This is a genomic window from Mesorhizobium sp. ES1-6 (assembly GCF_020164775.1).
Lineage (GTDB): Bacteria > Pseudomonadota > Alphaproteobacteria > Rhizobiales > Rhizobiaceae > Mesorhizobium.
On record NZ_JAIUGU010000002.1, the window covers coordinates 311,153 to 331,655 of the forward strand.

A 20,503-nucleotide genomic window follows, 5' to 3' on the forward strand; every position below is an offset into this window, starting at 1 on the left:
GACAAGCCTCCGGCTGGCGCCAGTGTCAAGCGCACATGTGGGACCCAATCAATATCCAGCGATTGGTCCTCGATGTGACACCATGGCACTGGAAAATTTAAATCGATTAGAATATATCAGCCGCGTACTCGCGACCGGCGTCAAAGCGGACAGACCATGACCAGCCAGATCATCCCCGTCGACCCTTTCGACTTCATCATCTTCGGTGGCACCGGCGACCTGTCGGAACGCAAGCTCCTGCCGTCGCTCTACTACCGCCAGCGTGACCATCAATTCTCCGAGCCGACGCGCATCATCGGCACGTCGCGATCCAAGATGAGCGACGAGGAATTCCAGGCCTTCGCCAAGCAGGCGATCTCGGAGCATGTCAAACCGGCCGACATCGACGCCAAGGAGCTGAAGACCTTCCTCGCCCGGCTTTCCTACGTCTCGGCCGATGCGACGAGCGGCGCGGGTTTCGACAAGCTGAAGAAGGCGATCGGCGAAAGCGACAGCATCCGCGCCTTCTACCTGGCCGTGGCGCCGGCGCTGTTCGGCGACATCTCGCACAAGCTCAAAGAGCACAATCTGATCACGCCGAATTCGCGCATCGTGCTGGAGAAGCCGATCGGCCGCGACCTGGCCTCGGCGCAGGCGCTCAACGACCTTGTCGGCGACGACTTCCACGAAAGCCAGATCTTCCGCATCGACCATTATCTCGGCAAGGAGACGGTGCAGAACCTGATGGCGCTGCGCTTTGCCAATGCACTGTACGAGCCGCTGTGGAACTCCGCCCATATCGACCACGTGCAGATCACCGTCGCCGAAACGGTGGGCCTGGAAGATCGCGTCACCTATTACGACAAGGCCGGCGCGCTGCGCGACATGGTGCAGAACCACATGCTGCAGCTGCTTTGCCTCGTCGCCATGGAAGCGCCGTCGTCGATGGACGCCGACGCCGTGCGCGACGAGAAGCTGAAAGTGCTGCGGGCGCTGAAGCGCATCAACGGCAACGAGGCGCCGAAGCACACCGTGCGAGGCCAGTACCGCGCCGGAGCGTCGGCCGGCGGACCGGTGAAGGGCTATGTCGAGGAACTCGGCAAGGACAGCAACACCGAGACCTTCGTCGCCATCAAGGCCGAGATCGGCACATGGCGCTGGGCGGGCGTTCCGTTCTACCTCAGGACAGGCAAGCGGCTGGCGACCCGGGTTTCGGAGATCGTCATCGAGTTCAAACCGATTCCGCATTCGATCTTCGGCGACAGCGGCGCCGGGCCGATCTTCGCCAACCAGCTGGTCATCCGGCTGCAACCCGACGAAGGCGTCAAGCAGTTCATCATGATCAAGGATCCAGGCCCGGGCGGCATGCGGCTGCGCCAGATCTCGCTCGACATGAGCTTCGCGCAGTCTTTCGACGGCCGCGCGCCCGACGCCTATGAACGGCTGATCATGGATGTCATCCGGGGCAACCAGACCCTGTTCATGCGCCGCGACGAGGTCGAGGCGGCGTGGAAATGGATCGACCCGATCCAGAATGCCTGGGAAGGCGCCAAGCAGGAAGCACAGGGTTATACGGCAGGCACATGGGGCCCGTCGGCCTCGATAGCGCTGATCGAACGTGACGGGCGGACATGGCACGAGAGCAATTGAACAGCGCCAGCTATAGCTGGAACGCGTTTCCCGACCGTCCGCAACTGGCCTCGGCGCTGGCTACAAAGGTGGCCGATCGCCTAACGAGCGCGATCGACCGGCGCGGCACGGCGTTGCTGGCTGTCTCCGGCGGCACGACGCCGGCGAAATTTTTCGCCGCGCTGTCGACGACGCCGATTGCCTGGGACAAGGTCATCGTGACGCTGGTCGACGAACGTTTCGTGCCGGCCGCCTCGCCGCGATCCAATGCCGGGCTGGTTGCCGCAAACCTGCTGCAGAACGCAGCGAAGGCCGCCCGTTTCGTTCCGCTCTACCACGAAGCCACCGGCATCGAGGATGCCGCGGCATCCGACGATGCGGCACTGCGATCCCTGCCCTGGCCGCTCGATGTCGTGATCCTCGGCATGGGGCCTGACGGCCACACCGCCTCGTTCTTTCCCGACGCCGACGATCTGCCGAAGCTGCTCGACCCGGCCTCCGACAGGATCATCCTGCCTGTTCATGCGGCTAGCGCCGGAGAGCCTCGCCTGACCCTGACGCTCGCCCGCATCATCGATGCGGGTTTCCTCGCCTTGCACATAGAGGGTGAAGACAAGCGCACCGCCTTCGACAACGCCGTCGCGCCCGGACCGCGCAAGCCTATCCGCGCCGTGCTCGACGCATCGCCCAGGCCCGTGGAGGTTTTCTGGGCGCCCTGATTTCGAGTTTACAAGTGGTCCCGGCAATTGCGGGAGGATGTTTCCGGGACCTCGCCTGAAAGGACCTGATGCCATGACCGCAAGACGCGATATCGAAGCCATCACCGAGCGGATCCGCCAGCGCTCCAAGGCGGGCCGCGAGCGCTACCTCGGCCGTATCGCCGAAGCGTCGAACCAGACCGCCAACCGGTCGGTGCTGTCCTGCGGCAACCTTGCTCACGGCTTTGCGGTCTGCAGCCCCTCGGAAAAGCTGGCGCTCGGCGCCGACAAGGTGCCCAATCTCGGCATCATCACCTCCTACAACGACATGCTGTCGGCGCATCAGCCCTTCGAAACCTATCCGGCCCTGATCAAGGAGGCCGCGCGCGAGGCGGGCGGCCTCGCCCAGGTCGCCGGCGGCGTGCCGGCGATGTGCGATGGCGTGACGCAAGGCCAGCCCGGCATGGAGCTGTCGCTGTTCTCTCGCGACGTCATCGCCATGGCGGCCGCGATCGGCCTGTCGCACAACATGTTCGACGCCGCCGTCTATCTCGGCGTCTGCGACAAGATCGTGCCGGGGCTGGTGATCGCGGCACTGACCTTCGGCCATTTGCCGGCGATTTTCGTTCCGGCCGGGCCGATGACGACAGGCCTGCCGAACGATGAGAAGGCCAAGGTCCGCCAGCTCTATGCCGAGGGCAAGGCAGGACGGGCCGAACTCCTGGAAGCCGAGTCCAAGTCGTATCATGGGCCCGGCACCTGCACCTTCTATGGGACGGCCAATTCCAACCAGATGCTGATGGAGATCATGGGCCTGCACACGCCGGGCGCGTCCTTCGTCAATCCAGGCACGCCATTGCGCGACGCCTTGACCCGCGAAGCGACGAAGCGGGCGCTGGCGATCACCGCGCTCGGCAATGCCTATACGCCGGTCGGGCGGATGATCGACGAACGTTCGTTCGTCAACGGCGTCGTCGGCCTGCATGCCACCGGCGGCTCGACCAACCACACCATCCACCTGATCGCCATGGCGGCGGCGGCCGGTATCACGCTGACTTGGCAGGATATTTCCGATCTCTCGGAAGCCGTGCCGTTGCTGGCGCGCGTCTATCCGAACGGGCTTGCCGACGTGAACCATTTCCACGCCGCGGGCGGGCTCGGCTTCCTGATACGCGAACTGCTCGACGAAGGCGTCCTGCATGAGGACGTGCAGACGGTGTGGGGCGAAGGCTTGCGGCCCTATGCGGTCGAGGCAAAGCTCGGCGCCGACGGCAGCGTGGTGCGCGAGGCCTCGCCGCGCACCAGCGGCGACGAAAAGGTGCTGGCGCCGTTCAACAAGGCATTCCAGCCGACTGGCGGCCTCAAGGTGCTGTCAGGCAATCTTGGCCACGCGGTCATCAAGACTTCCGCCGTCAAGCCGGAGCGACGCATCATCGAGGCGCCGGCCAAGGTATTCGACAGCCAGCAGGGCCTGAACGATGCGTTCAAGGCGGGCACGCTGACCGGCGACTTCATCGCCGTCATCCGCTTCCAGGGCCCGAAGGCCAATGGCATGCCGGAATTGCACAAGCTGACCACCGTGCTCGGCATTCTGCAGGACCGCGGCCAGCGCGTGGCGCTGGTCACGGACGGGCGCATGTCGGGCGCCTCCGGCAAGGTGCCGGCGGCGATCCATGTGACGCCGGAAGCGGTCGAGGAAGGACCGATCGCGCGGATTCATGACGGCGACGTCATCCGCCTCGATGCCGATGCCGGCACGCTGGAGGTGCTGGTGCCAGGAACCGAGTTCGCGCTGCGCCGTACCGCGGATGCCGACCTCATCGGCAATGAGTTCGGCTTCGGCCGCGAGCTTTTCGCGGGCTTGCGGCAGCTGGTGGGCCGAGCCGACCACGGCGCCAGCGCCTTCGGCACCGCCTGACGCATTCTGTCCGGCATGAAAAAGGGCGGCTCGGGGGCGCCCTTTTCGGCGTCTCAGCTCAATATTACTCGACCTTCAGCTCGTTCCGCTCGCCGGCCTTTACCGTGAAGGGCGTTTCCTTGTCGGCCTTGTCGGTGGTGAAGTTGGTCACCAGCACATAGTCGCCCGCCGCCAGCGTGGTCTTCATCTTGTCCCCATAGCCGTAGGTTACCTGCTTGCGCTCGCCCTGGATGTTCTTCTTGGCCTCAAAGATCTTGAAGCCTTCCGCGCCTGGCGCGTCGACGGCCAGGACGCCCGCGTTCAGCGTCACGTTGACATCGGTCATCTGTCCGACCGTCACGCTGAAAGGCTGCTCGGTGGACACGGCCTGCACGTCGACGCCCATCACGTAGTCACCCGGCGGCAGGTCGAACTGGCTGTCGGCGCCGTAGGCGTAGGTGACCTGGTCACGGCTGCCGTCGAGCTTCTTGGCCGCCTTGTACACCTTCCAGGAAACGTCCGTTTCCGCCTTTTCCCCGCCCTGGGCGTAGAAGGCGTTGGCCTTGGCCTTGCCAACGCCGACGATGATGTCCTTGTCGACGATCTGGCCGGCGACAAGCTGCATCGTCTCGCTCGCCTCGCCGGCCCCAACCTTCACGGTGATCTTGGTCTCGCCGACCGGCACAACGAATTTGACTTCGCCGTAGTTGGCGTCGGACGTGCCGCCGGGATAGGCGATGCTGATCTGCGCGTTGCGGTCGACCTCGGCGCCGGGCGCCGGGCGCGCATGAATGGATATCTCCGCCGCGTTGAGGTTGAGCGACAGCTCCGTTGCCTTGTCGGCCGTCAGCGAAACCTTCTGCTCGACCTTCGCGCCGCCGCTGCTGGCGACGACGATGTAGTTGCCAGCGGGAACGTGGAACTTGATGCCACTATAGCCGTAGTTGACATTGTCTCCACCGACCCCCTTGGCGTCGTCCTTGAAGACTTCATAGTAGACGTCGGATTTCGGCGCCTCGCCGCCCTCCTTCAAGAACGCTTGCGGGATAAGATTGTAGTCGACCTCGGCTGCTTTCGGCGCAGGCGCGGGCGCCGGTTCTGGGGCTGGCGCAGGGGCTGGCGCCGGCGCCGCGACGGTCTCGACCAGCGCTTCCTGCAGCGCCTTCTCGTCTGAGACCTGGATGTACTTGCCGCCGGTGTTTTCGGCGAGGCACGAGATCTGCTTGCCTTCATCGGCGGTCAGGCCGAAGCCGACGACGTCGGCGGTGAAGTCGACGCCGGATGCCTTGAGCTCCTTGCCCAGCGCACAGGGGTCGCCACCACAAGTCTCGAGCCCATCGGTGATGAGGACGACGGTCGCCTTGTCCTCGGTGTATTTCAGCGCTTCGGCCGCCTGCTTGACGGCCGCCGTCAACGGCGTCTTGCCAAGGAATTTCAGGCTGTCGGCGGCCGCCGAGATGGCGCTTGCCGAGCCAGCCTGGGGCGGCACGATGAGCTGGATGTCGTCGCAGCTGCCCTTTTCGCGATGGCCGTAGGCCATGAAGCCGATCTCGTCGTCGCCGGGAACCGACTGGAGCACGGTCCTCAGCGATTCACGGGCGATTTCCAGCTTGGGCTTGCCGTCGATCTGCGCCCACATCGATCCCGACGCGTCGAGGATGATGATGACCTTGTTGGCGGCAAAGCCGAATGTCGTCATCGACAAAAGGAGGATCGCCGCAGCGACGCTCCGTGCAAGTCCCGCCATCGAAATCTCCTGAGTTAGCCCCCTCGTCGGCACGTGAAAGCTATTTGACGTGGCGTCGGGACACAAGCCCGCAGGCATGGCGCCGGCATGCCCGATCCAGCAAATCACTCAGTAAGTGGTGCGGCGTTCTTCCGAGGGCGGGCGGCCAAACTGCAGCCGATAGCTCTGGGCAAAATAGGAATGCGAGGTGAAGCCGGTCGCGATCGCCACGTCGAGGATCGGCATGTTGGTCTGGCGCAGCAATTCGCGCGCCCGCTCCAGCCGCAGGCGCATATAGTAGCGGCCGGGCGTGACGTTGAGATGGCGCAGGAACAGCCGCTCCACCTGGCGCACCGAAAGGCCCGCCGACTTGGCGAGCTGTACCGCCGACAGCGGCTCGTCGAGATGGTCGGCCATCAGTTCGACGATGCGCCTGAGCTTCTCCGACTTGCCGGTCAGGTCGCGCTCCGGACCGACGCGCTGGCGGTCTCCCGCGGAGCGGATGCGCTCGTGCTGGAACTGGTTGGCGACGCCATTGGCGAGGTTGGAACCGAAATCGCCGCGCACGATCTCCAGCATCAGATCGATCGACGTGGTGCCGCCGGCGCAGGTGTAGCGCTTGCGGTCGATCTCGAAGACATTGCCGGTGCAGTTGATGTCGGGAAAGCGCTCGACGAAGCCGGCGCGGTTTTCCCAATGGATGGTGCAGCGATAGCCTTCGAGCTGGCCGGCCTCGGCCAAGAGGTAGGATCCGACCGACAGCGCGCCGAGCGCGTTGCCGCGCCGCCCCCAGCTGCGCAAGGCCGCCAGAACCTTGCTCTTGCCCGGAAATTCCGTCGTCAGGCCGACCGAGACGAAGAGGATGTCGACCGGCGGCAGGTCGGCGACGGCATAGTCGATCTTGAGCGGCAGGCCGTTGGAAGCCATCACCGGGTCGCCATCGGCCGACACCGTCGTCCAGCCATAGAAATCGCGGCCAAGCAGGCGGTTCGCTGACCGGAACGTGTCGATCGCCGCGGCCAGCGAGAACATGGAAAACTTGTCGACCAGCAGGAAGGCGAACTGCCGTCCGCCTTGAACGGGATCACTCGTGACCGGCCGTTCCGGGGAAATGGTGGGGTTCGGCAAAGCTGCGGCTTTCAGGGTCAACCCGGGCTCAGAAGGAGGGCCGCTTCAATCCGGCCGCAAGGTAGGCTGAAGCTAACGTATTGGCCATCAGCATGGCAATGGTCATCGGCCCGACACCGCCAGGCACCGGCGTGATGGCACCCGCCACCTTTGCCGCCTCGGCATAGGCGACGTCGCCGACCAGGCGCGACTTGCCCTCGGCCCTCTCGGGTGCGGGAATGCGGTTGATGCCGACGTCGATGACGGTGGCGCCGGGCTTCACCCAATCGCCCTTGACCATCTCGGGTCTGCCGACGGCGGCGACGAGGATGTCGGCGGTGCGGGCAAGCGCCGGCAGGTCCCTGGTGCGGCTGTGGGCGACGGTGACGGTGCAATTGGCGGCAAGCAGCAGATTGGCCATCGGCTTGCCGACGATGTTGGAGCGGCCGACGACGACGGCGTTGAGGCCGGACAGGTCCTTGCCGCGCACGCGCTCGATCAAAAGCATCGAGCCGGCGGGCGTGCAGGGAACGAAGGCCGTGTCGAGTTCACCGGTGCCGAGCTTGCCGACATTGATGAAATGAAAGCCGTCGACATCTTTCCGCGGCGCGATAGCCTGGATGATCTTGCCGGCATCGACATGGGCGGGCAGCGGAAGCTGGACCAGGATACCGTTGATTTCAGGGTCGGCGTTGAGCGCGGCGATGAGCTCGAGCAGTGCCGCTTCGGACGTCTCGGCCGGCAACGTGTGCTGAAGCGAATGAAAGCCGCACTCCTTGGCGGTGCGGGATTTGGAAGCGACATAGACCTGGCTCGCCGGATCCTCGCCGACGATGACCACGGCCAGGCCGGGCTTGGCATTGCCCTTGGCGACCAGCTCGGCGGTCAAGGTCTTGACCGTTCGCACCACGTCTTCGGCAACGCTCTTTCCGTCAATCACTTCGGCCATGAACCAACCCTCAACATCGTTTCGCCCAACGCCGCTTCCGACAACACAATGCGGCGGTGGCACTCTGCAGCGCGGCATTGTCACGAAAATTCAAGCTCGCAATCCCGCCAAAGCGCCGTTCCATGCCGTTTACGCGAAACAGGCACGGTTTTGTTCGGCCTCCGCAGCGTATGTGGTGGCTCAGAAGTAGCGGCGACGGGTGCGGCTCTCGGTGAGTTCGCGGACCGCTTCGCGGAATTCGCGCAGGCTGGCGCGGATCTCGTCGACCGATGATTGCTCGCCACCCTCCTCGGCCTGGTCCGGCCTCGTATGCGGAGCGGTTGTATGGGCCGATGGCTGCGTCGGAGCGGGCTGTGGCGGGTACGGCATCGGCACCGCATAAGGCCCCGCCATGTAGGGGTGGCCTGCCTGCGACCATGGCTGCGCCGGGGGATAGCCCAGCGGCTGCGCATAGGGAGAGGACAAGGGCGGAGCTGGATACAGCCCCTGTTGCGGCAACAGGGGCGACGGCGAGGCCATCTGCCGCCCGTAGCCGGCATCGGGGCCTGGCTGGGAAGATGACCGCGAATAGTCCGGGCCGGCCGCCTGCGCCTGCCGAGGCGCGAAACCGGACTCCGGATAGGCTGGGAATCTCGGCGCGTTGGCCAACCGTCCGTTGTCGGCAAAGGCGGCGAACTCGCTGGACATGTCGTCGTCGGCTTCGGTCGACGGCTTGCGGGACACGGCCTTGCGCAGTCTCGCCATGAGCGTGCCGATCCTGCCGGAGCTTTCGGCGGGCGCTGCCTCGGCCTGCGCGACCGGCGGCGGGGCGGGGGGCGGCGGCGGCACAGGCGCTGCCGGCATTGCTGGCGCGGGCGGAGGCTCCGGCCGGAATGACTGCTCCACGAGAGGCGCCCTGCTTTCACTTTCGTTGCGCGCATCCGCCTTGCGCTCATCCAGCTTGCGCTCGCGGCGTGAGCGCGAGCTTGCCGTTTCGCGCAGGCTGTCATAGGTCCCGCGCAAGGCGCCGAGACCGATACCGGCGCCAAAGCCAAGCAGCAGGCCGGCCAGTGCCACCAAGGCCCGCGAGGGTCCATTTGGCTCAAGTGGGGCTTGAGCGGAGGTGATCACGTTGATGTTGGTCGTGTTGATGCCGGTCTGTTCACCGGTCTCCTTGGCGCGCAAAAGATATTGTTCGTAGACGGAACGCTTGGCGGTGGCCTCACGCTCCAGTTCGCGCAGCGCGACCAGGTCGCTGTTGACGTCGCCGCTTTGGACCTTGGCCTGGGCCAGTCGGGAAGCGAGGTCTTGCTCGAGTTGGACCGCGCGCTTCAGGTCGACCTGCAGCGAAGAGGCAATGCGGCGCAATTCCCCCGCGATGCGCTCACGCGCGCCGGCAATCTGGGCATCGAGAGCCTGGAGTTCGGGATGGCGCGGCCCCAGCCTGACCGCGGCGCGATCGGCCTCCTGCTTCAGCGTCGCATATTGCGAGCGCAGATCGCTCATGGTGTTGGAGTTGATCTCCTCCGGCAAGGTGCCGGTCAGAACGGAATTGACGTCCACTGAACGCGCCGACGCCGCCCGGGCATTGAGTTCCAGCGTGCGGGCGCGGGCAACGGAGAGCTGCTCGTTGAGCTTCAGCATCTGATCGTCGCTGATCAGATGGCCTTGCGCGTCGACGAGACCATGCGTGGCCCTGAAATCCTCGACCTTGCGTTCGGCCGCCTCGACGCCCTTGCGCAGATCATCGAGCTTGGAGGTCAATTCGTTCGTCGCGCGTCCAGCCATGTCGGACTGGTATTTGGCGGCCTCTTGCTGGAAAACGGTCCTCGTCGTATTGGCGATGAGGGCCGACTTCTCGCCATTCTGGGTTACGGCGCTGACGGAGATGACAAAGGTCTTGCCGGTGCGTTCGACCGACAGGCTCTTGGCCAGATTGCCGACGGCCAGCGCCTGGCGGCGAACCTCGTCGACGCCGCCCGGCCCATCGTTGCGTGACACGATCGAGCGGATAAGCGACATGACGCCGAGACCGCCCGAACCCTGGCCATTGAACTCCGGATCGTTGACGAGATTGAGGTTCTTGACCACCTGGTCGAGAACGGTGCCCGACGTTAGCATCTTGATCCGGGTTTCGACGACCGCCAACGCGGCATCGGGCTGCCCCACCGGTTGGGTGAGATCACGGTCGGAGAGCTTCAGGTCGCCGGGCTCGATGATCAGTTCGGTCGTGGCTTCGTATTTCTTCGGCATGGACAGGGCGATGGCAATGCCGAGCCCGGCGCCCAGTATCGTGGTCGCAACGATCAGCAGCTTCGACCTGGCAACGCCGCGAACGACCAGCATCGGATCGATCAGCGGCTTCCATTGCTGGTCGTCCCCGCCATCGCCGGAGGATGCGCCCGCTTGGGTCGCGGGGCCGGAGCCTGATGCATCACGAGGCCGTTCGCCGCTGGAACGATCCGCATCGTCCACTCTTGCGCGCGACGCGACTGGCGGCAAATCAGCAACGGCGTCCTCATGTCGCGGGCGCCGGCCGCCGCCGGCTTCGTCCGCGACATGCTCCTCGCCAGGACGGGTATGTTCGGGGGCAGCGGCCGCCGGATTTGCCCGCGTCTCGCGCCGGGAACGGGCCAGCCGGTGGCGCGTGGCGGCATCCTCGCGCCATGAGGGGTCCCCTATCGACACCAGCGAGGCTTCATCCTCGCCGCGCACGGCCTGGCCAAGCGCCAGCAAGGAGCGCTCGCGCTTCCAGTCCTCACGGTTTTCCCTGTCGACCATGTCGTTGAGCTTTACTCTGGGCCGCTTGGCAGCGGCGGTCGGCCATTCGTTAAGCCACGCTAAACAGGCATAGGAAACAAAAGGTTAATTTCCGGCGGGCTATAGCTGGAATTCACGCTATGATTGCAATAATTTTAAACGCAATCGAAAGCTTCAGAACGGCGCGTTAAACTTTCCAGCCTATGCATTTCCTTGACCTATGACTGAGGCCAGCGACATACCGCAAAGGCGGACCTTCGCGCGGATCGGCACCTTCCTGGCCGAACGACGGGGGCTGGTGCGCGACTATTTTTCAGCCATCAGCGGCGCCGGTGGGCGACTGGTGTTTTCACTCGCCTATTTCATCGCGCTCGCCAACACGCTCTCGATCGCTGAATTCGGCATGTTCGCCACCGCCTCGGCGGCCGGCGTCATGCTGTCGCGGATCCTGGCCTTCGGTTTCATTTCGGCACTCTATCGCACCGCCACCATCCGGCCCAATCTGATCGGCACCTTCACCGCGGGTTTCATGCTGCTCGGCGTCGCCTCGCTGCCGCTCTTGGCCGCCGCCTCCTTCGGCGTCTACCTGCTCTTCTTCGCCGGCACAGTGCCGCTGTCGGTATTCACGGCGATCGTCTTTGCCGAGGCGTTGCTGTGGCGGCCGGTGGAGGTGGCGCTGATCGTCAACAACGGACTGGGCAAATTCGGCCGTGCCGCCGTGCTGGCGATCCTGGCAACCGCGCTGCGGGCGCTCGGCGCGGTGCTTTTCATGTTCTCGGCACAGCACAGCATCTGGGCGTGGTCCTGGTTCTATATCGGCGCCAACGCCGCCTCGCTGCTGCTCGCCTTCGGCTGGTTCTATCCGCGCCAGAGGCTGCGGCTGCGCATCGAGCTCTATCTGCGGCGGCTCGCCGATTCGATCTATGTCGCCGGCGCCGAGGTGCTGTTCTACCTGCAATCGGAATTCGACAAGCTGCTGGTGCTGGCGATCGGCGGCCCGCATCTGGCCGGCATCTATGCCATCATCATGCGGCTGGTCGACCTGACCGCAATTCCGATCCGTACCTTCTCCATGATGCTGGTGCAGCGCATGATGCGCGCGCCGGATCTGTTGTCGCGGCTGACGGTCAAGAGCGGCATCGAAGGGGGCGTGTTCGCGGTCTCGACGGCGGCGCTCGCGGCGCTTGGCATCGTGCTGCATTTCTTCCCCAACGCGCTTGGCAAGAATGTCTCGGAAGCCGCGCCCCTGGTGGCGCTGGCGATCTGCGTTCCGGGATTGCGCAATCTGGTCGAATACCAGGCCGAGCTTCTGTTCGCGCGCGGCCAGACGCTGGTGCGGGCGCTCAATCTCGGCCTGCTCGCCGCGCTCAAGGCGCTGCTGCTGACCTATGTGCTGACGACCATTACCGATACATCCGATCTGGTGCTGTCGCTCAACATCGTCTTCCTGCTGCTTTATCTCGCGTCGATGCTGCTGACCTATTCGGCGCTGCGCAGACCGGCGAAGGCAATCTAGAACAAGTCAGCGATCAAGCCCGATCAGGCGGCGGATGCGGCCGATATCGGTACCGATGAAGGACTGCATGCCGATCGCCACCTGCTCCGGCGCCATGCCGGCGACGAAGCGGCGGAACTCGTCGTCCGACAGCGCCTCGCCCGTCCAGTGGACGCGGCAGAATTCCTCCGAACCGTGGAAGTGGCCGGCTCCGTCCAGCAGATCGTCGACATAACGGCCATAGATCATGCATTCGGAGAATTTGCGCGCCCGGCCGATCACTTCGACCCAGCCGCGGCCATGCACCTTCTCGATCTGTCCGCACATGGCAAGCACCGTGTCCCGACGCCAGGCGATCAGCGTCGAGATATAGTCATGGGCCGATGTCCGCGACGGGTCGATGCCGAGTGCCGAACCGGCATTGCGCGACCACAGGCGGTGCTCGTCGTGGCCCTCATCGGCAAGCACGCCATCGCGGCGGAACAGGCGCGCCTTCCCGTCGTGCCAGAAGGCACCGCAATCGAACGCCTTCAGGAAAGCGACGTCGGAATCGCAGAAGATCAGGACGTCTTCCCCGGCATGCGCCGCAATGGCGATACGGCGCAACTGCTGCACATGCCAGCCGCGCAGCGGCTGGGTCTTCAGGCTGAGCCAGACGCGCCGGCGAAACAGGCTGAGCGGATCGTCGAAGGCGCGCAGCCAGCGCGGCAAGAGGTCCCGTTCATCGACGACCGAGCGGCGGCTGGTCTCCAACTGACGGAAAAGCGCGAGGTCGCGATGTTCGACCAGAATGTAGTGGCGCACGGCACCGGAGACGTGCCGGTCGAGCGTTTCGCACAGCAGGCGGCAGCGCTCGAAATCCGGGGCGTAGCTTGCCGTCACCACCGCTGCCGTCGGCGTTTTCGCCAACACGCCCGGGCCGGTCAGCGGGTCTGGGACGAAGCGCTTGTTCAACGAAACTCTCCGGGAACATCCGTGACGGTCTCGGCACCCCGCGACCATTTCTGCCTGACGACGCGCCACAGGAACACGGGATTGCCGACCACGTAGCGACGCCAGAGCCGGCCGGGCTCGACCGCCAGCCTGAACAGCCATTCCAGCCTCAGCCGGCGCATCCATAGCGGGGCGCGCGGCACCGAGCCGCTCAGGAAATCGAGCAACGCGCCGACCGCGACCGGCAGCGTGCAGTGGCGTTCGTCGATATGGCGCTCGATCCACAGCTCCTGGCGCGGCACGCCCATCGCGACCAGCAGCATGTCCGGCCGCAGTTTTGCGATCCGGTCGATGATCTCCGGCTCCTGTTCGGCGGAGAAATAGCCATCGTGAATGACCACGAAATCGTGCTGCACGGCAAGTGCCGCCAGCTTCACCGACGCCGCCTCGGCGTTGACACGCGTCGCACCGAGCAGCCCCACGGTCAGCCGCCTCTTGGAGGCCTGCAGGAAGGCCGGCACGAAATCGGTGCCGTTGAGATTGTCGGGAAACGGCGCCCCGTAGAGAAGCTTCGCGGCGAGATCGACGCCGATGCCGTCCGGCAGGATGAGGAAATCGTCGAGCGCCTCGGCGAAGACCGGGTCGGTATAGGCGATGTTGGCATTGTGGGCGTTGAGGAAGCTCACCTTGGTGAAGCGCTTCTCGGCTAGCAGGCGATTGAGCAGGGCGATCGCATCGTTCCAGCGGATGGCGAGCACCGGGATGCCGAGGATCATTTTCAGACTGTCGAGCCCGAACGCGGCGCGGGCGGCGTGCATGTTCATGCGAACACCTCCTGCCGGACAGCGCCGAGTTTTTCGAGGCCGACACGCACCGCGGCATCGAGCGCCTTGACCTGCTGGCGATGGAAGGCGCCGCCATCGACATCGTGGATATCGGCCGCGGCTGCCTCCAGTGACCGGGCGAAGCTGGCCGGGTCATCGGTGACCACGCAATTGGCGGGGCGATGGTCGATGCCGCGTAGCGAGCGGCTGGTTGCGACCGAGGGCAGACCAAGCTCGAATGTCTCGATGGTCTTCAGCTGCACGCCGCTGCCCGCGGTGCTGATCAGCGGGATGACGGCCGCGCCACGGACGAAAGCCCTGGCGTCCGGGACACGGCCGACGAACTCGACCCCCGGATGCGCCGAGGCGACGCCGTAAGGCATGTGGCCCGCGATGCGGATACGGAAATCAGGCTTGAGATGCGGCACCACCTTGCCCAGGAACCAATCGAGGCCGATGCGGTTCGGCTGCCAGGTCCAGGTGCCGATCAAGGCCGCGTCGCAGTCGATCGGACGTCGGCCTTTGGGGATTGGCGCCGTGGCGCCGGTGACCAGCGGCAGCACAGCCGAACGGTCATCCGAGGCGACACCGAGTGCCACGCGATCCTCCTCGGCCAACGTGAAGACGAAGCGCGCACGCCTGCAGAGGCGCTCTTCCACCAGCTTGAGCAGCCTTGCCTCGCGCCGGAACAGCAGGCGCTGGAAAATGCCGTCGGCGGCAACGGCATTCTCGCGGGCCGAGAGATGCTCGACATTGTGGGCGACGAAGATCGAGGGCCGGTCCCCCAAGAGCTTTTCGAAAGCGCCGGCGAACTGCACGGAATTCAGCACATAGCCGTCGAACGGACCGGCTCGTTCGATGGCGGACTGAACATCGTGCTCGGACACCGCAAGCAACTTGACCGACGCGAAGGTGAGGCCCGAAAATACTGCCTTGCCGAGCCAGGCGAGCTTTTGCAGCGGGGAAGCACTTTCGGTGCGCACGTCGATCGCACCTAGCACCACCGTATTTTCGGGATCCATCGCGACTTTTCCGGGCCAGGTGAAGCCGATGACCGTCACGCGCGCGCCGGCGCGCCGCAAGGCGGCGATGACCGCGGCGTTGGCGATCTCGTAGCCCGAGGCAAGAGCACCGTCGGGCACGATCGATGTGGCGAACAGCAGATGCATCTCACTATCCTGTGGTGTAGCCGGTAGCAAAGCGCGGTGAACCCTTGATTAAACGAGCACGACCAGCGCGCCAAAGCCCATGCCTGGCGGGCTTCTCCGTGCAAGGTGATTAACGAAACCTTATCAACCGTGGTGCTACCAGAACGCGACTCACGACGCGGCTGGACACGGATGATCCCTTTGCCATTGGACGGTTCGGTATCGATCGCGGGACGGTCTCCCCGGCTCGACGTCGAGGCCGTCGAAGCGATCGTCACCTTGCCGACCTTCAAGCGGCCGCAACAGGTGCTGGAGACGCTGGCATCGCTGCGCGCGCAACAAACCGGCAGGCGCTTTGCCGTCATCGTCATGGAAAACGAAGCCGAGGCGCGGGAGGGCGCCAAGGCGGCGCTGCCGCTGTTCGAACGCGGCGAGATGCCAGGCATGGTCATCATCGCGCACGAGCGCGGCAATTGCAGCGCCTATAATGCCGGCTGGCAGACGGCGATCCTGCATTTCCCGAACTTCCGGCATCTGCTGGTCATCGACGATGACGAGCTCGCCGATCCGCAATGGCTGGAGCGGATGTGCGGCACTGCCGAAACGCTCGGCGCCGATATCGTTGGCGGCCCGCAAGTGCCCGTCTTTGCCGATCCCGCCCATGTGAAATGGGCCGGCCATCCTGTCTTCGCGCCGCCCTACCGGGAGACCGGGCGGGTGCCCGCGCTCTATTCGTCCGGCAATCTTCTGGTCGGGCGCGGCGTGTTGACCGCCATGGGGACGCCGTTCCTCGATCTCAGATTCAATTTCATGGGCGGCGGCGACGCCGACTTTCTCAGCCGGTCGGCGCAAAAAGGCTTCGTGCTGGGCTGGTGCGCCGAAGCCAAGGTGCGGGAGACGGTTCCGGCCCGGCGCGTCGAGAGCGACTGGATCCGCGCCCGCAGCCTGCGCAACGGTGTCATCTCGACACTGGTGGAAAAGAAGAAGCGCGCCGGCACGCCCTTCGGCGGTGCCAAGGTGTTCGCCAAGAGCCTGGCGCTGCTTGCCGTCTCGCCGCTTCGCGGCATCATGCGGCTGGCGCGGACCGGATCGCCGGCGATCGCGCTCTATCCCATCCATGTGGCGCTTGGCCGCGTGCTGGCCGAATTCGGATATGCCAATGAGCAATACCGCCAGCCTGAGAAAAACTGATCGCGCCCCGCTCAGCGCCGCGTTCACGCGCGACGGCGTGGCGACCGCGATCGCCGCGCTGCTGTTCACCGTCATCATGGTGTCGTTCCGCCCGTTCCAGCCGGCCGGCGCCGAACTCACCGGCGACGGCGGCGACATCGTCAACCAGCTCGGCTTCGGCTCGCTCGGCGCTGTTTCGATCTTCGCGCTGACGGCTTTCGCCGATCCGCGCGTCGTGCGCTCGCTGCTCAGCCCGTCCTGGATACTGATGCTCGGCTTCTTCTTCCTGTCGGTGGTGCTGGCGACCGATCCGCCCTCGGCAATGCGCGCTGCGTCCTTCACCATGATCGGCATCCTGACGATGGCAACGATCCTGGCGCTGCCCCGCGACGCCGAGTCCTTCTCCAGGGTCATCATCTTCACCGCCGTCGTGGTGATGGGCCTGTCCTATTTCGGCCTCATCGCCTTTCCGCACGAGGCGATGCACACGGCCGACTCGCAGGAGCCCGAACATGCCGGCCTGTGGCGCGGCGTGTTCACCCACAAGAACATCGCCGGACCGATCATGGCCTGCTTCAGTTTCGCCGGCCTCTATCTCTATCGGCGCGGTCAGCGCTGGTGGGGCGCTGGTATCTTCTGCGCGGCGATGATCTTCATGCTGCACACTGGCTCCAAGACCACCGCCGGGCTGGTGCCGTTCTCGATCCTGATCGTGATGTTCCCGAGCCTGATGGGCATGCGGCTCGGCACGCCGATCCTGTTTGCGCTGGCGGTCATCGCCACGGCGGTCGGCACGCTGGGCATCGTCTTCCTGCCGCCGGTCAAACATCTGGCGGCGATCTATTTTCCCGACATGACCTACACCGGCCGCACCACGCTGTGGGAGTTCGCCGGCTCGATGCTGGCGAAGAAACCGTGGACCGGCTACGGTTATGAGAGCTTCTGGGGCACGCCGCTGCTGTTCAACCAGGACCAGCCCTTTGACCGCCCGTGGGACATCAGGACCATCGTGCACGGCCATGACGGTTATCTCGACATCGCCGTGCTGATGGGCATCCCTGCCCTTTGCGTCGCTGTCTACACTTTCCTCATCGCGCCGCTGCGCGACTACATGCGCATTCCGCTGCGCAAGGAAAACATCTTTCTCGGCGATTTCTTCATGATGGTGGTGCTGTTCACCGCCCTCAACGCCTTTCTCGAAAGCTTCTTCTTCCATCGCGGCGATCCGGTCTGGCTGTTCTTCGTCTTCGGCGTGCTGGGCCTCAGGCAAGTGTCGCTGCGGCCGATCGCGGTGCGCGCGCCCGTGCAGCGATCCTGAGAGGGCTTCCCCGCCGATCCGCGAGCGTCTATGTCATGGCCTTTGCTTGGAGGGCTCTCGATGACGATCAGGCTTGTTCTCGCCGGCTGCGGCAATATGGGTTACGCCATGCTCTCGGGCTGGCTGAAATCCGGCAAGCTTGCACCCTCGGCGGTCTTTGTGGTCGAGCCCAATGAAGACCTGCGCCAGCGCGCGGCGGCTTTGGGCTGCGGCACGGCGGCGGAAGCCGGAGCCATTCCGGCGGACGCGGTGCCTGACCTCGTCGTCATCGCCGTGAAGCCGCAGGTGATCCGTGACGTCACCGCCGCCTACAAGCGCTTCGGCGACGGCCGCACCACATTCGTCAGCATTGCCGCCGGCACACCCTCCGCCACCTTCGAGGCGATCCTCGGCAACCGCGCGCCGATCGTGCGCTGCATGCCCAACACACCCGCCGCCATCGGCAAGGGCATGATGGTGGTCTATTCCAACCCCCTGGTTTCCGACGACGCCAAGCGCTTCGTCGCGGATCTTTTGTCGGCGAGCGGCGAAGTGACCACCATCGACGACGAAGGCCTTATGGACGCGGTGACGGCCGTCTCAGGATCGGGGCCGGCCTACATCTTCCATTTCATCGAGGCGCTGACCGTGGCCGCCGAAAAAGCCGGCCTGCCGGCGGCGACCGCCAGGCTGCTTGCCATGCAGACCGTCTACGGCGCCGCGTCGCTTGCGGCGGAAAGCCGTGAGGATCCGGGCGTGCTACGCCAGCAGGTGACCAGCCCCAACGGCACGACGGCGGCCGCGCTTGGCGTGTTGATGGGCGAGGACCGGCTGACCAACCTCCTCACGCAAGCGGTGGAAGCGGCGCGGCTAAGGTCGATCGAACTGGGAAAGTAGGGTGGCGACGGCTCGGAGGTGTCAGGGCCATCCCCACATTTCACTGATCTCGTCCTTGTCCATGGTTCGGCCTCCCGCCCCTGCCTTGGCTCTAAGATCGTCAGCTATGATGGCGAGCCTTTTGGCGAGTGGGAGTTGCTCTCGCCGCAGTTCGGATTCAAGCGCTTCGATGACCGCCTTGGCCATCGACGTATTGCGCAAGTCTGCAAGCCGTCTCGCCAACTCGCGTGCGCGCGGATTTCTGATGTGAAGCTTCATCTGGGTCCTCTACGCGATGATTTTGACAGATGGAAGCGAACGGCGCAGCGGAGCAAAATTCTGCACCCGCCGCAACGCTTCTAAATCACGGAATGGATCCCGGGGTCTGCGCCGCGTCGCTACGCTCCTTGCTTCGCCCCAGGATGACGAAGTAGCGGTTAGCTCTTTCCAGGCAACGGGAGGCTTAGCTCCCGTACAGAAGCTCATCCTGCAGCTTGCGCAAGGCGAACAGCCTGGTCGTCTGGTCGGGCGCGGCTTTGTCGGCCGTCAGCAAATCGCCTTTCCTGACCGGCTTCAACACCTTGCCGCCCTCGAGCAGGCCGACCGGGACGGCGCGCTGGGCGCGGGCTTCGCCGACGGTCATGGTCCAGGAGCGATAACAAGTCTCGCCGATCGCATCGAAGGTCTCGCCGGCCACGAGATCGCGCTTGGCGACCGCGCAGACCTCGGCGACCGGCCTTGGCAGCGGCACCATGTCGGGCTTGCCGAACAGCACGATGCGGGCTGCGGTGAGCGGCACTTCCAGCGACGTCAGATGGTAGGGCCGGAATAGGCTGTAATAGGGGCCGTGGCCGATATGCAGGTCGTCCATGCGCTCGATGATGCGCGGATGCGTCGCCTCGACGATGACGAAGACGCCGGGCGCGACACCCTTGCCGATGGTGTAGTCGACGACACCCTTCTTCAGCAGGAGGCCGCCGTCCTGGCGCGGGATCAACACCTTGACGAGGTCGTCGCGGTCGGCCTTCGGACCATGCATGCCGGGCACGTCGGGCACCAGTCCGGTGGCGTTGGCGATGGCGCACATCTCGACCATGGTCTTGGAGCCGTCGACGAACTCGACCAGCATGCGCGGGTTCATGTTGCGGCGGGTCGCTTCCTCGCGATAGTCGTCGGGCACGGCATCGTGGTTGAGCGGGTTGTTCTTGCCCTTGCCGGCCGAGACGATGGTCAGGCCAAGGGCGGACGCGAACTCGATCAGTTCCATGCAACTCGACGGCTCGTCGCCGGCGCCGACCGAATAGACCACGCCCAGCCGGTCGGCCTGCTGTTTGAGGTAGCAGCCGATGGTGACGTCGGCCTCGACATTCATCATGACCAGATGCTTGCCATGCTCCATCGCCATGAGGTCGAAATCGGCGGCGACGCCGGGTTTTCCCGTGGCGTCGATGACGACGTCGATCAGTGGATTGGTGACCAGCATCTCGTTCGAGGTGATGGCTATTTTTCCCGCCTCTATCGCCGCGGTGACTGTCGACGCCGCGTCGGCCTCGACCGCCATCCCTTCGTCACCATAGGCGATACGGATGGCGTCGCGCGCGGTGTGCGGGCGACGCGTCGAGACTGCGCAGACCGCGATGCCCGGCATCAGCATGCCTTGCGTGACAAGGTCGGTGCCCATCTCGCCGGAGCCGATGACGCCGATGCGCACGGGGCGGCCCTCGGCCGCGCGTCTGGCAAGATCGCGGGCAAGTCCGGTCAAGGCCACATTGGTCATGCAGGAATGTCCACAGCTTCTTGATTTGGGGCCGGATTAGCAGGGACGGGTCCGCTGTGCCAATGAAACCGCTCGCGGCCTGCGATTTCCAACGGAAACGCTGGGAAAAGCTGTATTCGCCACGAATTATTGGCCCAAAGGGTTGCCAATTGACATTGCCGTGAACAGCCCCAATAAAACATTCGTTTGCTAACAAAGGCAAATGTTCATTCCGACCGCCTGTTCGGACGAGCATTCCGCCTCTCGTTAGGTAGGGGAG

General features: G+C 64.8%; 16 protein-coding genes. 7 read left to right on the top strand and 9 right to left on the bottom strand.

The window, feature by feature from the left end; genetic code table 11:
• Window positions 1-156 precede the first annotated feature (156 nt).
• The 3 genes from zwf (at window position 157) to edd (ending at window position 4,224) form a co-directional block, all read left to right on the top strand.
• Entirely contained in the window at window positions 157-1,629 is a 1,473-nt protein-coding gene (gene zwf, locus LB564_RS06220; RefSeq protein ID WP_140705938.1) for a glucose-6-phosphate dehydrogenase, read from the top strand.
• Entirely contained in the window at window positions 1,611-2,327 is a 717-nt protein-coding gene (gene pgl / locus LB564_RS06225; RefSeq protein WP_224535919.1) for a 6-phosphogluconolactonase, read from the top strand. The genes zwf and pgl overlap by 19 nt, the downstream gene beginning before the upstream one ends.
• Window positions 2,328-2,400: 73 nt before the next feature.
• Window positions 2,401-4,224 (top strand): phosphogluconate dehydratase, encoded by a 1,824-nt coding sequence (gene edd, locus LB564_RS06230; protein ID WP_224535921.1) that lies wholly within the window; start codon window positions 2,401-2,403, stop codon window positions 4,222-4,224.
• 64 nt (window positions 4,225-4,288) lie between these two features.
• On the opposite strand, the gene LB564_RS06235 is transcribed toward edd, so the two are convergent.
• From LB564_RS06235 to LB564_RS06250, 4 genes are all read right to left on the bottom strand, one after another.
• The gene (locus tag LB564_RS06235; protein WP_224535922.1) at window positions 4,289-5,950 is read right to left on the bottom strand and encodes a vWA domain-containing protein; all 1,662 of its coding nucleotides are present in this window, start codon (window positions 5,948-5,950) and stop codon (window positions 4,289-4,291) included.
• A 108-nt stretch (window positions 5,951-6,058) separates the two neighbouring features.
• The gene (locus LB564_RS06240; protein WP_135920564.1) at window positions 6,059-7,057 is read right to left on the bottom strand and encodes a GlxA family transcriptional regulator; all 999 of its coding nucleotides are present in this window, start codon (window positions 7,055-7,057) and stop codon (window positions 6,059-6,061) included.
• 28 nt (window positions 7,058-7,085) lie between these two features.
• The gene (folD, locus tag LB564_RS06245; RefSeq protein ID WP_224535924.1) at window positions 7,086-7,985 is read right to left on the bottom strand and encodes a bifunctional methylenetetrahydrofolate dehydrogenase/methenyltetrahydrofolate cyclohydrolase FolD; all 900 of its coding nucleotides are present in this window, start codon (window positions 7,983-7,985) and stop codon (window positions 7,086-7,088) included.
• Between the two features lie 180 nt (window positions 7,986-8,165).
• A complete protein-coding gene (locus LB564_RS06250) occupies window positions 8,166-10,745 on the bottom strand; it encodes a GNVR domain-containing protein (RefSeq protein WP_224535926.1) in 2,580 nt (859 codons plus the stop codon).
• 199 nt (window positions 10,746-10,944) lie between these two features.
• Between LB564_RS06250 and LB564_RS06255 the strand changes: the two genes are divergently transcribed.
• Complete coding sequence (locus tag LB564_RS06255) at window positions 10,945-12,240, top strand: lipopolysaccharide biosynthesis protein (RefSeq protein WP_224535928.1); 1,296 nt, start codon at window positions 10,945-10,947, stop codon at window positions 12,238-12,240.
• A 6-nt stretch (window positions 12,241-12,246) separates the two neighbouring features.
• On the opposite strand, the gene LB564_RS06260 is transcribed toward LB564_RS06255, so the two are convergent.
• From LB564_RS06260 to LB564_RS06270, 3 genes are read right to left on the bottom strand one after another with little or no spacing between them, the layout of a single operon-like run.
• A complete protein-coding gene (locus LB564_RS06260; protein WP_224535930.1) occupies window positions 12,247-13,173 on the bottom strand; it encodes a DUF6492 family protein in 927 nt (308 codons plus the stop codon).
• Window positions 13,170-13,976: a WecB/TagA/CpsF family glycosyltransferase gene (locus tag LB564_RS06265; protein WP_140705953.1), complete on the bottom strand. Its 807-nt coding sequence runs from the start codon at window positions 13,974-13,976 to the stop codon at window positions 13,170-13,172. The genes LB564_RS06260 and LB564_RS06265 overlap by 4 nt, the downstream gene beginning before the upstream one ends.
• Complete coding sequence (locus tag LB564_RS06270; protein WP_140705955.1) at window positions 13,973-15,145, bottom strand: glycosyltransferase; 1,173 nt, start codon at window positions 15,143-15,145, stop codon at window positions 13,973-13,975. The genes LB564_RS06265 and LB564_RS06270 overlap by 4 nt, the downstream gene beginning before the upstream one ends.
• A gap of 171 nt (window positions 15,146-15,316) precedes the next feature.
• Here LB564_RS06270 and LB564_RS06275 point away from each other — a divergent pair, with 171 nt between their 5' ends.
• The 3 genes from LB564_RS06275 to proC are packed head-to-tail and all read left to right on the top strand — an operon-like array spanning window position 15,317 to window position 18,488.
• Entirely contained in the window at window positions 15,317-16,315 is a 999-nt protein-coding gene (locus LB564_RS06275; RefSeq protein ID WP_224535932.1) for a glycosyltransferase family 2 protein, read from the top strand.
• On the top strand, window positions 16,284-17,612 hold the full coding sequence (locus LB564_RS06280) for an O-antigen ligase family protein (RefSeq protein ID WP_224535934.1): 1,329 nt from the start codon (window positions 16,284-16,286) through the stop codon (window positions 17,610-17,612). The genes LB564_RS06275 and LB564_RS06280 overlap by 32 nt, the downstream gene beginning before the upstream one ends.
• A gap of 60 nt (window positions 17,613-17,672) precedes the next feature.
• Window positions 17,673-18,488, top strand: a complete 816-nt coding sequence (proC, locus tag LB564_RS06285; protein WP_140705961.1) for a pyrroline-5-carboxylate reductase — start codon at window positions 17,673-17,675, stop codon at window positions 18,486-18,488.
• A gap of 21 nt (window positions 18,489-18,509) precedes the next feature.
• Here proC and LB564_RS06290 read toward each other — a convergent pair whose 3' ends face one another.
• Both LB564_RS06290 and LB564_RS06295 read right to left on the bottom strand, forming a co-directional pair.
• Entirely contained in the window at window positions 18,510-18,746 is a 237-nt protein-coding gene (locus tag LB564_RS06290; RefSeq protein WP_140705963.1) for a type II toxin-antitoxin system VapB family antitoxin, read from the bottom strand.
• Between the two features lie 184 nt (window positions 18,747-18,930).
• Window positions 18,931-20,244, bottom strand: a complete 1,314-nt coding sequence (locus LB564_RS06295) for an NAD(P)H-dependent oxidoreductase (RefSeq protein WP_224535936.1) — start codon at window positions 20,242-20,244, stop codon at window positions 18,931-18,933.
• Window positions 20,245-20,503 lie beyond the last annotated feature (259 nt).